The sequence below is a fragment of the Rhodococcus sp. 05-339-2 genome (genome assembly GCF_002258965.1).
GTDB lineage: Bacteria > Actinomycetota > Actinomycetes > Mycobacteriales > Mycobacteriaceae > Rhodococcoides.
This window is the reverse complement of record NZ_NOYW01000014.1, coordinates 40171-52368: the sequence shown is the minus strand read 5'-3', so window position 1 is coordinate 52368 and position 12198 is coordinate 40171. Positions and strand designations below refer to the sequence as shown.

The window sequence follows — 12198 nt, the reverse complement described above, 5'->3', positions numbered from 1 at the left end:
CTGGAACACGTGCTATCAGTAGGGGCAACCATGACCGTAGGAACCGACGTCCGGCGCGAGAGCCCGCGGTCCAAGCGAACGCGCATTCTGTCCGCGGCGATCGACCACTTCGGCAAGGTGGGCTACGAGCACACCAAATGGGCGTCGATCGCCGACGAGGTCGGCATCGGTCAGACCGCGTTGTACCACTACTTCGAGTCCAAGGCGCACTGCTTGTTGACCATCATGCGCATCGAACTCGCGGACTCCGCTGCACGGTTCGTGGCGGCCACCGATGGCGTGACGCATGCCGAGGACGCCCTTCGCGCCGCGATTGCCGCGTCCTTGGCCGCCTCGCCTCAGGACGCATTGGCTCGCCGCATTCTGCACAACCACATGGACCTCCTGGCGACCGAACGGCAGTCCGCCAAGGAGGAGGCCGAACGAATCGAGTGCCGTGCGCTCGTTCAACGGATCGAACAGAACTGGACCGCTCTGATCGGGCGGGGCATCGAGGCGGGACAGTTCGCGCAGTCGAATCCGACGATGTCAGCGCGTTTGGTCCTCGCTCTGGTGGTCAGCGTATGGCGGTGGTATCGGCCCGACGGTCGACTGACCATCGACGACATCACCGTCCTGGTCACGGACGCGGCCATCCGGGTCGTGCGGAGGTAACAGTACGCACGTCGTCACGCGCCATCCTGCGGATCGACGAACTGAACAGAATTCACTTAAGGAGAAATATGTACAACCTGGTACTTGTCGCCGCCCGCCCGGACGAGTGGACTCACGAGCAGTTCATCACGTGGTGGCGGGGCGAGCACGCCGACGTCACTTATCCCCTGCCCGGCCTGCTCCGCTGGCAGCACACTGAACTGCTCGAAGCATTCGGAAGCAAATCGCAAGGGTGGGACGGGTTGTCGGTACTCAGCTTCGAGTCGCGCGACGCACTCGAAACCGCTCTGGCAAGTGACGAGTGGAAAGCGGCCGTCGACCACGTCGGGACCATGGGTGGTCGACGGATGATGTGGTACGGCGACGAGAAGACGATGGTGCCCCTCGCGAGCGACGCGGGATGACGTCGTCGTGGGCCGACCCGGGCTGTTTCGCAGTGGCAGACGGCGTTCATCGCGTCCCTCTGCAGATGCCTCAGGACGGTCTGCGTGCGATCAATGTTTATGTGCTCGAGACCGATACGGGGCTGGTGCTGATCGATGGCGGTTGGCACCGGGCATCGACGCACGACGAACTCGTCGACGCGTTGCGTCGCATCGGGCGTCGGCCGTCGGAGATTCACGACGTGTACGTCACTCACGTCCATCGTGATCACTACACGTTCGCCGTCGAGCTGCGTCGTCGATACGGGACCCGGGTACATCTCGGTGCCGCAGAGGCTCCGGGCATCGAAGCGATCGGTCGATTGCGCAGCAACGTTCCGGTCAGCTCGATTCGTGAACTCGAGCGCGCGGGCGCGTTCGAGATCGCTCGCATCGCAGCGGAGAGCGGGAAGGCCGAACCCTTCGACGCCGCAGACTGGGAGCTACCGGACGCGTGGTTGCAACCCGGTCCCCTCGACGTTCCCGGCCATGCGGTAGTCGCTGCACACACTCCCGGACACACGAAGGGCCACATGGTGTTTCACGACACCGACCGGAACCTGTGCTACACCGGAGACCACGTTCTGCCCACGATCACGCCGTCGATCGGGTTCGAGCTCGGCGAGTGGGACCTCCCGCTGGCCGAGTATCTAACGTCTCTGACCGTGATGCTCGACGAACCGGACCGGACGATGTTGCCGTCGCACGGCCATCCGGGTGCCGGCGTGCACGAGCGCTGCCGGCAGCTGCTCGAACACCACGATCGCCGTCTCGCCGCTACAGAGAGCGTCGTCGAATCTATGGCTCGCGCAACCGGGTTGGACGTGGCGGCCGGCCTGACGTGGACTCGGCACGATCGATCGTTCGCCACTCTGGACAGCTTCAACCAGATGGTGGCAACCTGCGAGACGCTTGCGCACCTGGACGTTCTGGTCCAGCGCGGCAGACTGTCGGCGCGGACCTCCAACGGGGTGGACTTCTTCACCACCCGCTGAAGCACCGTCGCCGACAGCCCTGCCGGCTCGATCAGTCGCAGGTCCAGCCGCCGTCGACGTACAGCTCGGTCCCGGTGACGAACGTGGAGTCGTCCCCGGCCAGAAAGGCAACGGCGGCAGCCACTTCGGCCCCTGTTCCCAGTCGACCCATCGGAGTGTGCGCGATCATGGCGCTGTGCCGTTCGGATCCCTCGTAGCGTTCGAGCAGCTGCGTGGTGCCGATGAAGCCGGGGTGGATGGAGTTGACGCGGACACCTTTGGTGGCCCAGTGCAGCGCTGCGTTCTTGGTCATCGTGCGCACAGCGCCTTTGGCCGCAGCGTAGGCGAAGCTGTTACCGAGGCCGCCGACGCTGCCGAGGATGGAACAGATGTTGACGATGGACCCTCCGCCGGATTGCTCGACGTACGCGCCCGCATGTTTCATCCCGAGCCACGTCCCGGTCTGACTGACTTCGACAACTCGGTTGTAGCGGTCGAGATCCTCGTCGACGACGGTTCCGAGGCTACCGATGGCACCGTTGTTCACCACGGCGTCGAGCCGGCCGTACTGCGCGGCCGCGGCCTCGACAGCGCTGTGCCACTGATCTTCCCGGGTGATGTCGAGGGCGATCGGGAGATGGCGTTCGCTGTCGGCCTGGTCCGCCACGAGTGCGCCGCACGCGGCCCCGTCGACGTCGGTCACCACGAGCACTGCGCCTTCCGAGGTCAGCCGCTCGACGATCGCGGTACCGATCCCTCCGGTTGCTCCGGTGACCAGAACGACCTTGTCCTGGAGCCGGGACTGGACGCCCGTCACAGCTTGCTGAGCACGTTGCGGCCGCCGACGAGCATCGCCGCGGCGACACCGATCGTGGTGACGGCAGTCATGAGCAAGGCCATCGCGGCGACGAGCGGATAGGAGCCGTTCTGCCACATGTCGAACAGCAACGTGCCCATCACCTGGGTTGTCGACGCTCGCACGAGAAGCGATGCAGCGAATTCGTGGGTCAGCAGAATGAACATGAGCGCGACGGCACTGAGGATCGTCGGACGCATCAGCGGCAACATGATTCGGAGATTCGTCACGAACGGTGATGCACCACTGGTGGCCGAAGCCTCGGTGTACGTGTTGCCGAGCGACAGCATGGCGGTCATCTGCATCCTCGTCGAGAAGGGCAGCATCAGCACGATGTACACGAGGATGATCACCGTTCTGGTTCCGTAGAGGATCAGCGGCGGCTCGGTGTACGTGAGCAGGAATCCGACGCCGAATATCACGGCCGGGATGCCCAGTGGCAGTGCGGTCATGAGGTCTGCGATGAGTGCGAGAATTCTGAACCGACGACCGCGGACGAGAAGGTTTGCCATCAGGTAGCCGAGCGGAATGCAGATCGCGACCGCCCCCAGTGAGGTCAACACACTGGTCAGAACCGACTCCACCACCGCCGTCGTATCCATCAGTGCCCGAAAGTTGTCCAGCGTCAACAGACTCAGCGACAGCGATCCCGACCAGTACGGCGTCAACGAGACGATGATCAGACCCATCAGCGGGATGACCAAGGCGAAGAGCGCGAACACGACGATGGTGACCGTGGCCCACGTCGCTTTACCGGTGGAGGGAGCGAAAGCCTTGCCGCCGTGCGTGACGAAGCGAGTCTGGTTGCCCAGCAACGCTTTCTGTGCCAGCACCAGAACCAGTCCGAAGATCACCAGCGGAGAGCCCGCGGCCGCTGCCGCCGCGAAGTCGGACGGGGACTCCGACACCCGGCGGTACATCTCGGTGGTCAGCACCTTGACGCCGGTGTTCGCACCCAACAGGAGGGGGCCGGTGAACTGGCCGAGTCCGAGGAGCAGCGCGATGCCGCCGCCGTAGATGAGGGACGGTCGAAGCAGCGGGAGGACGATCTTGAAAAAGATTCCGACCGTGGACGATCCACTGACCTGAGCGGCTTCGAGGTGCTCGGAGCTGATGTTCTGCATGCCGGAACTGACGAACAGGTAGACGAACGACGTCAGACCGAAGCCCGTGAGAACGATGATCCACGGGACGGTGTACACGTCGATCGGGCCACTGTCCGATCCGCTCCACCACGGCAACAGTCGAAGGAGCACATTGAGGTAACCGGGCCCGGGGGAGAGCAGGAATGCCCACCCCACCACGCTCGCCACCGCCGGCATCACGATCGGCAGGATGGGAATGACGCGAAGCCAACCCAGCTTGGCAGGAAGCCTGCTCGCAGCGAAGGCGAGCAGCGTTCCCAGAACCATCGCGATGACCAACGAACCCAGCGCCAACGCCACCGTGGTTCGAAGGGTGACGCCGATGTCGAAGCGGCCGTACTGACTTCGGTATCCGGCAGCTCCGTCTTCGAACGCGAGCATCTGCAGACGCACCATCGGGAGTACGACCAGGTAGGCCAATACGGCGAGGACGGCGGCGTACCCGATTCGCGCGCGCCAATTCGGCGAAATAGGCATCGAGCGCTTGCCGGCCGTCTCGGTTGACTCGGGACGTTCGACGTCGACGAGCGTTGCCATCACGCGGTCTTTCCCGCGGAACCGACGAGCTCGGAGCTCGCGGCCGACGACGTGTCGGGAAGCGCGAACACCCGCAGACACGACGGCGCGAAGCTGACGAGTACCGGCTGTCCGGGCTTGCTACGCCGCAGCGCCGCACTGTGTTCGGTTGCCGTGGCTCGCAGCGTCAACTGCTCGTCACCGGTCTTGACCGCCACGTCGAAGTACCGACCGCCGTATTCGTACGTCACGAGTTCTGCGTGCAGGGCAATGTTTCCGGTCGGCACCTGCTGGGCAGTGTCGTGCAACAGCACGTCGTCCGGCCGGAACCTGGCCACCGCGCGAGTGCCCTCGTCGGCACGCTCTCGTATCGTTGCAGTCTGTAGGTCGATGACGTCGGATCCGCTGGTGACCCAGCCGTCGTGGCCGCGGTGGAGTTCGAGTCGATTGCCCATTCCGATGAACGCGGCGACGTATTCCGATGTCGGGTTCTCGAAGACGTGCTCGGGCTCGTCGTACTGCTCTATTCTTCCGGCCTTCATGATCGCGAGACGGTCGCCGAGAGCGAACGCCTCCGACTGATCGTGAGTGACGAACACAGCGGTGAAACCGAGCTGTTGGTGCAACTGGTGAATCTGAGATCGAACTTGATCCCTCAGGCGCGCATCCAGATTGCTCAGCGGCTCGTCGAACAACACCAGATCCGGTTGGGCCACGAGCCCGCGTGCCACCGCGACACGTTGCTGCTGGCCACCGCTGAGCTGCGATGGGTACCGGTCGAGCAACGCGCCACAATCGACCATGTTCGCGGCCGTCTCGACTGCGCCGTCGGCAATCGCCTTCTTCAGTTTGCGGACCGTCAGCGGGTATCGGATGTTCTCGGCGACCGTCATGTGGGGCCACAGTGCATACGACTGAAACACCATGCCGATGTTTCGCTTGTGCGCGGGGACATGGACTTTCGACGACGCGTCGAACACCGTCCGACCCGCGAACGAAATCGAACCACCCTGCGGGGCCTCCAGCCCGGCGAGGCATCGCAAGGTCGTGGTCTTGCCGCAACCGCTCGGACCGAGCAGGACCAGAAATTCGCCCTGCTCGATCTCGAGGTCGAGACTGTCGACGACGACGTTGGCACCATAGGTCTTCGTCAGTCCGGAGACCGCGAATCGAGAGGTCATTGCATACTCACTTTCGGAGCATCGGTGTGCGTACACCGGCGGCCGCTGTGCGTCGACCGCGGTGTCCGGCTCTGTCACATATCATTTCGCATCCAGCGCACAGTGGCGACGGTCTGCGTTCTCGTACCGTTCGTGGAAGGTCAGCCCTGGAACAGGGTCTGCCATTCCTGGGAGTACTGGTCGACCTTCTCGGGAGTCAGTTCGTCGATGTCGGGAGATGCGATGTCCTGAGCTCGCGCGACCGCTCCCTCGATGTCGGGAAGGACCGCTGCATATCCGCCGTTCAACGCCTGCTGTCCCTCGGCCGTCACCATGAAGTTCGCGAGCACCTGTGCTGCGTTGGGGTGTTGCGAGGCGCTGAGAACCTCCGAGTACCACGGTGTTCCCCACGGCTTGTCGGGCAGAGCCCAATCGACCGGTGCCCCGGCGGCAACCTCGGTGACGAGCGGCTGCACCATGGGACTGACCGTCACCTCACCGGAGGTGAGAGCTTGCGCCACTGCGAGTGCGCTGGGGTACACCCGCGGCGAGAGTTCGGCGATCCGGTTCCAGTAGTCCTCCCCGAAGTTCTTGGCGTAGTACTTGTACAGGTCCACGTACGACGCGAATCCGGTGGGGTTCACGATGCCGATCTTGCCCTGGAACTTCGGGTCGATCAGGTCTTCGGGTGCGCTGACGCCGTCCGGGACGGCCGCAGTGTTCCAGCCCAGCCCGAAGACCGCAGCACTGGTCAAGAAGAATCGATCGTTCATCACGCTCTTGGCCGGATCGAACGCTGCCGCATCGAGATCGGGGCCCACGAGTTCGGTCGAGAATTTTCCGGACTCGGCGGCGTTCCGAATCCACGACGCGTCGGTGGTCATGTGGACATCGGCGATGCCGGTTCCCGTCCGGTTCTCGGTCTCGACCCGAGGGTTGATCTCGGAGTCGGTGCCGCGCACGTACTCCATCGAGATTTCCGGATACTTTGCCTCGAAGGCCGCCGTCAGCGCATCGAGGTTGGCCGGTTTCTGGCTCGAGTAGAGCATCACGCTGCCCTCCTCCTCGGCGGCCGCGACCACTGCGTCCCAGTCGCCCTCGACCGGAGCGGACCCGGAGGAAGACGACCCCCCGCATGCCGTGAGGCCCACCAACACAGCCGTCGCTGCCACGGCAACCACCGTCGTCCTGAACTTGTTCATGCTGCGTTCCTTTCGGGCACGTCGATGACTTCCCGCGGACTCGGCGAGTCGTCGTAAGACGTGGAGTTAGTCGACATCCGATCGCAGGCCCGACGTGCGAGCTCGAACCAACAGCAACTTCCGCCAAACTGAACTGATGTCAGTTTGAAAGATAGCTGTCGTCTCCTGTGATGTCAATCACCAGGTGAAGGGCGGTGGCGGGTTGGCGTTCTGGGCCGGGGGTCGTACTTCGGGTTCGTCGACCTGGTTCCACTGCTCGCCGAACCGGACGCGGCCGACACCCCCGGCCTTCGACGTGATCGTGCCGTCCGTTCCAAGATCTGCCCAACCGATCGGGCCCGGCGAATGCACGCGTCCACTGGATACGGTCGTCCGAGAGCTCCGCGCAACCCGGCAACGATTCCTCCGGTGACCAACCGGTGTTCATCGAGATTCGTCGGTTGGCGTGCTCGCGATTCGTCAGGTGAGTGGCGCGACTTCTGTCCAGCACCGACCAGGCATCTGCTGTGCGGCGTCGATGCGCGTCACGATCAGGCGGGCGGAGATACAGGTGCTTCGTGCCGCAGACTCAGATGAGATGCGGCAGAGCAACATTGCGCTTTCCAGGTGACGACTGAACAAAAGGTCACTGCCGAGAACTCCTCGCACCGTCTCGCTGTCATGGTCGCGACGGACCGGTGTCCCCGCACAGCATCACGGGACCGTATCTGGCCCGACGGCTCCGATCCGGGACTGTCGCCGCGTCGCGTTGAGCCCGAGCAGCAGCCTCACCGCTGAGTCTCGGGGCGTGGTTTGTCTATGCGTTGTGCCACGGGCAAGTCGAGCCCATGAATGGTCTTTGTGCTCTCTACAAACCGCAGTGTGGATGCCATCGTGGTTTGTCACAGTGAGACGCAGAATCGACCGTGGGGGAATGCCATGGAACCGCCGCCTTCGCTCGTCAAGTTGGTCGTGGTCTCCGGACTGTTCGTGACCTGCCTGTTCGTGGGCGCGCCGCTGCTGTTGATCGTCGCTTTCGGACTGTTGGCGGCCGCACAGTGTGTGCTGGTTCTGACCGATGTCGGTTCGGGATGGCAGCAGTGAGCGGGCGACTCGGGCCGGTCTGACACCGCAGCGGGTGGGACGGTCCATGCCCGGACCTCCGCGACTGGGGACTTTGTGCTCTTTTTCCTCCTGCCGGCCCGGACCATCCTGTGGATACACCAGTCTTCGCCGCCCGATCTTTCGACGGAGGTGCCCGATGCACAAATCTGGATCGTTCGATTCTGTGCAAGCCGATCCCGTACCGGACGTCGTCTGGCGCGACCCTAGTCCGCTCGAGCCGTGGTGGGAGAGCGTCATCGGTCCCGCGCGGTCCCGTCGGCCGACACCACCCGCGCAGGAAGCCGATGATCGCGATGGGTACGAATGTCGATTCGGTGCCTCCGCGAGCGGGACGGGGTAGCGTCGTTTGCTGCTATCGGTCGGCCCGGTGCCCTCCGGTGGCGTCGATACACGGTCGATACACGACAGCGCCGAACCCGACAGGCTCGGCGTTCTCGTGTTCCGCGCGGACGGCTACCGTCCGCTGCGATGCATACCCGTGAAGCGTCCTGTGCCCATGGCCGTTGCAACTGCGCCGAGCCCGAGCACGACGATTCCGACCAGTACGTTGGACCAGATCATGCCGTTCGTGCGCTCGAGATCGGCGATGATCCACGGGGACACGATCAGCCAGATCCCCAGGAGCGGCACCACGAAGGACACCCCGTGGATTCGTCCGTACGCGGCTCCGAGTGCAAGCGCGAGGACTGCGATTGCAGAACCGGTGATCAGGTTGGTCATGGCGAACGCGGCACGGCCGTCGGCGGCTGTACTCGACAGCGGCGCGACACCGAGAATCCAGGCCGAGCTCGCCGCGTACAGACCGGCCAGCAGTAGCAGCCCATCTGTCACTTGTCCCACGGGCCTGTTGAACACCGCGTCGTAGCGATCGCGCAGTGCGGCGATGTCGGGATGTGCGTGCATGGACGCACTGGTCGTTGTGGACATTGTTCGAGTCCTTTCGAGTGAGTAGGTGAGTGTCGATGTTCAGGGGCCGCGGTGCTCGCCTGTAGGCCTCGGTTCACCCGACTACACGGTTCGGGCCGACGGACGGCGGCACCCTCAGTTGGTTCCGACCCCGTTGTTCCTGACCTCGATGTGGCGGACAGGCGTGTCCGGCTCGGCTTCGGCAAGTGTCACATCGACCGTCAGAATCCCGTTGTCGTAGGTGGCTTCGATTGCGTCGTCCTTCGCTCCGGCAGGGAGATCGATCGTGCGGTGGAAGCTGCCGTAGCGGAACTCCGATCGCGTGCCCTCCGTCTTCTGCTCTGCACGTTCGGCTTTGATGAAGAGCTTGCCGTCGTGCACGCTGATGTCCACGTCCCGTTCCGGATCGATACCGGGCAGCTCCGCCCGGAGCACGTATCGGTCGTCCTCCAGGGTTTCTTCGACCCGAATCATGTGACCTTCCAGCGCACTCCACGGCGGCATGGCCTCGAATCGTGCCATCAGGTCCGACCAGTCCGGTAGCGCCGGCCACGACGGAATCAGTGGCGTGCGGTTGGCGAGAACGGTCATCGTACATCCTCCTCGTGTTCGTGAATGTGTACTCGATCGACCCGTCGGGCCGACCCACTGACAACTACAACACCGTGACGAACTGCCGGGTAGAGCCCAAAGTCACTGACCGACAATGCGAAAGACGAACGGGAACGGATCGCGCCCACCTCGGGACTTCGACTGAGCGAGCCGTTGCGATTGGGCCCCGAGTTCGCCGCCTTCTCGGCTGCACCGGTTTCACGAGCGAAGGAAGCGCCCAGGTGAGTCGGGATGCCGTTATCCAGGTTGTCCGGCGTTCGCAGGCACGAAGACGACCGGGACTTCGGCGCGACGAAGCACCGTACGGCTGGTCGATCCGACGAACAGCGGCGAGGTCGCACCGCGGCTGCATGCACCCACCACGACGAGCTGTGTATCGAACGCGTTCTCGAGCAGCGCGTGTGACGGGCGGTCGTGTGCCGCATGAGTCGTGACCACGACGTCGGGGTACTTCTCGGACCACGAGGCAACGAGGCGATCGATCCAACGCTGTGGGGCAGAACTCCGACGAATGCGTGGACCGAGATCGATGTGTCGGACGAACCCGGCGCGTGGTTCGGTGGCCTCGTACGCGTGCACCGCGTGCAGCGGGACCCCGAGTCGTGAAGCCTGGTCGAAAGCGACGGCGAGGACTGCGTCGTCCTTCGGGGAACCGTTCACACCCACCACCACAGCTGCGGCAGCGTCGGGCACGGTCGTTGCTCGGGTGAATCCGTGCGGAACGACAACAACGGGGCACCGGGCGTGAGTGACGACATCGGTACTGACCGAACCGTGTACTGCGCGTGCGACGCTTCCCTTCCGACGCGACCCGAGGACGAGCATCCGGGCAGTGTCGGCGTACTCGTTCAGGACCTCGTCCGGTGGTCCGGGTTCGAGTACTGTCTCGACGTCTGCGTCGTCACCCAGAACGGACATTGCGACAACTCGCGCGGCGGCCAACGCGGACCGTGCGCGAGCGCGAGCACCCGACGCGGTACCGCTGTGTGCATTCGCTGCTCCGGCTCGTGCGATGTCTCGGTCCACGCCTGCACAGACGAGGAGCAGTGTGGTGTTTCGACCGACCGCGTCGGCTGTGGCCCATCCCAGAGCATTTCGCGACGATACAGAGCCGTCGATACCGACGACCGTCAGATTCCTTCGATTGTCGACAGAGCTGGTCATGCATCGATTCTCGGTGGTCGGATGGACCGGAAACAGGGCCTTCGGACCCTGTTCACACTGCAGAGGGCTCGAATTGGGCACGGGTCACGGCCGGCACCGAGGCGCTCGAAGGTCCAGGTGATCGAGAACAGAATGCTCGGGCCGGCCGAGTTGTCCTCGGATGCAATCGGTTGGGTTGCTGCCGGAGTTCACGATCGTGGACGCGACCGATCGGACGACCTGGTGGAGGAGACGTCCGCTGCGGAAGTGTCACGGCGGCCCGCCGGAATCAGAATCGTAACCGCGGCTCCGATGATTGCGGGCAGGGCGAAAGCCAACAGCTGAGTGCTGGTACCTGCACCGGCGGCGACGAACAGTCCACCGTAGGTGGGGCCGACGATCGCGCCGAGTCGCCCCACCGCGAGTGCGACGCCCAATCCTGTTGTCCGGCAGGCCACGGGGTAGTAGCCACCGATGAAGGTGTTCAGCAGGATCTGCGTCCCGGTCGTACCCATTCCTGCGATCAGCACCAGAACGTACACGATGCCGATCGGGGGAGTGGTCGCGATCAGGGCCAACGATACTGCTGCACAGAGGAATCCGAGGGTGGTCACCGGTTTGATTCCGTAGCGATCGGCCAGGTGAGCACCGCCGAGAGCGCCTACTGCACCGCCCACATTGAGCACCAGCAAGAAGGACAGCGCGGCGCCGAGTGGGTATCCGGCCGACCTCATGACAGCGGGCAACCAGGTCGCGACACCGAACAACACGAGAAGGCACAGCAGGGTCATCACCCAGAAGGACAACGTCACTCGCGCACGGTTCGCGGTGAACAGCGCGCCGATTCCGCGATCCGTCGATGTCGGGTCGCCACCGGCACTCTCCGATGCTTCCTCGAGTCCGTAATGGGTCGAGATCCTCTGTGCTGCATCCGTCCTGCCCCGCGAGTTGAGGAACGCGGGTGATTCGGGAAGATGTCTGAGCATTGCCGGCAGAATCAACAACGCTGGGATCATCCCTGCGGCGAACATCGCTCGGAAGCCGAACGCCGGGACGAGCCACAGCGACAGGATCCCCGCCGCGATACCGCCGACGCTGGTGCCCACGAATCCCAGTGCGACCGTTCGTGCTCTCGTGTCCAGTCGGGAGAATTCGATCAGCATCGAGGCAGCGGTCGGCATCAGCACTCCTGCTCCGACGCCGACGACGAATCGCGCTGCTCCGAAGATCTCGGGTGAGGGTGCAATCGCACAGCATCCCATTGCGGCCGAGAACAACGCGACCGCGGCGATCAAGGCGCGTCGCCTACCCCAGCGATCCGCGATGCTGCCCGCGGCGAGTGCCCCGGCGAGCATGCCGACTCCCACCACGGATCCGAGTACCCCGACGGTCGCCGGATCCAGATCCCACGGCTCGTACGCCAGGAGCGACGGAACCACCGTTCCGTACATCAGAAGGTCGTACCCTTCCAGCGTCAGCGCCGCCAGACAGAGTGCGACCACGG

Annotated in this window: 13 protein-coding genes; 4 read left to right on the top strand and 9 right to left on the bottom strand. The window is 64.1% G+C overall.

What is annotated here, in order from left to right; genetic code table 11:
* The first annotated feature begins 30 nt into the window (after positions 1-30).
* The 3 genes from CH273_RS11075 (at position 31) to CH273_RS11065 (ending at position 2071) form a co-directional block, all read left to right on the top strand.
* Positions 31-654, top strand: coding sequence for a TetR family transcriptional regulator (locus tag CH273_RS11075; protein WP_032394855.1), 624 nt, complete (start codon positions 31-33; stop codon positions 652-654).
* A gap of 68 nt (positions 655-722) precedes the next feature.
* A complete protein-coding gene (locus tag CH273_RS11070; protein WP_032394854.1) occupies positions 723-1058 on the top strand; it encodes an EthD family reductase in 336 nt (111 codons plus the stop codon).
* Positions 1055-2071, top strand: a complete 1017-nt coding sequence (locus tag CH273_RS11065) for an MBL fold metallo-hydrolase (RefSeq protein WP_032394853.1) — start codon at positions 1055-1057, stop codon at positions 2069-2071. The genes CH273_RS11070 and CH273_RS11065 overlap by 4 nt, the downstream gene beginning before the upstream one ends.
* A gap of 31 nt (positions 2072-2102) precedes the next feature.
* On the opposite strand, the gene CH273_RS11060 is transcribed toward CH273_RS11065, so the two are convergent.
* The 5 genes from CH273_RS11060 to CH273_RS27650 form a co-directional block, all read right to left on the bottom strand.
* Positions 2103-2867, bottom strand: coding sequence for an SDR family NAD(P)-dependent oxidoreductase (locus CH273_RS11060; protein WP_032394852.1), 765 nt, complete (start codon positions 2865-2867; stop codon positions 2103-2105).
* Complete coding sequence (locus CH273_RS11055) at positions 2864-4528, bottom strand: ABC transporter permease (RefSeq protein WP_032394913.1); 1665 nt, start codon at positions 4526-4528, stop codon at positions 2864-2866. Before CH273_RS11055 ends, CH273_RS11060 begins: the two co-directional genes overlap by 4 nt.
* A 59-nt stretch (positions 4529-4587) precedes the next feature.
* Entirely contained in the window at positions 4588-5748 is a 1161-nt protein-coding gene (locus CH273_RS11050; RefSeq protein ID WP_032394851.1) for an ABC transporter ATP-binding protein, read from the bottom strand.
* Positions 5749-5888: 140 nt separating this feature from the next.
* On the bottom strand, positions 5889-6929 hold the full coding sequence (locus tag CH273_RS11045) for an ABC transporter substrate-binding protein (protein ID WP_032394850.1): 1041 nt from the start codon (positions 6927-6929) through the stop codon (positions 5889-5891).
* Positions 6930-7106: 177 nt separating this feature from the next.
* Complete coding sequence (locus CH273_RS27650; protein ID WP_155290796.1) at positions 7107-7280, bottom strand: hypothetical protein; 174 nt, start codon at positions 7278-7280, stop codon at positions 7107-7109.
* 567 nt (positions 7281-7847) lie between these two features.
* Here CH273_RS27650 and CH273_RS27645 point away from each other — a divergent pair.
* Complete coding sequence (locus CH273_RS27645) at positions 7848-8012, top strand: hypothetical protein (RefSeq protein WP_155290795.1); 165 nt, start codon at positions 7848-7850, stop codon at positions 8010-8012.
* 474 nt (positions 8013-8486) lie between these two features.
* Here the strand turns inward: CH273_RS27645 and CH273_RS11040 are convergent, their stop codons facing one another.
* From CH273_RS11040 to CH273_RS11025, 4 genes are all read right to left on the bottom strand, one after another.
* Positions 8487-8960 carry an SPW repeat protein gene (locus CH273_RS11040; RefSeq protein WP_032394849.1) on the bottom strand — a complete coding sequence of 158 codons (474 nt, stop codon included), beginning with the start codon at positions 8958-8960 and terminating at the stop codon, positions 8487-8489.
* 114 nt (positions 8961-9074) lie between these two features.
* Positions 9075-9530, bottom strand: a complete 456-nt coding sequence (locus CH273_RS11035; RefSeq protein WP_052049384.1) for an Hsp20/alpha crystallin family protein — start codon at positions 9528-9530, stop codon at positions 9075-9077.
* A gap of 258 nt (positions 9531-9788) precedes the next feature.
* Positions 9789-10715, bottom strand: a complete 927-nt coding sequence (locus CH273_RS11030) for a universal stress protein (protein WP_143546204.1) — start codon at positions 10713-10715, stop codon at positions 9789-9791.
* Positions 10716-10903: 188 nt separating this feature from the next.
* On the bottom strand, positions 10904-12196 hold the full coding sequence (locus CH273_RS11025; protein WP_230596701.1) for an MFS transporter: 1293 nt from the start codon (positions 12194-12196) through the stop codon (positions 10904-10906).
* Positions 12197-12198 lie beyond the last annotated feature (2 nt).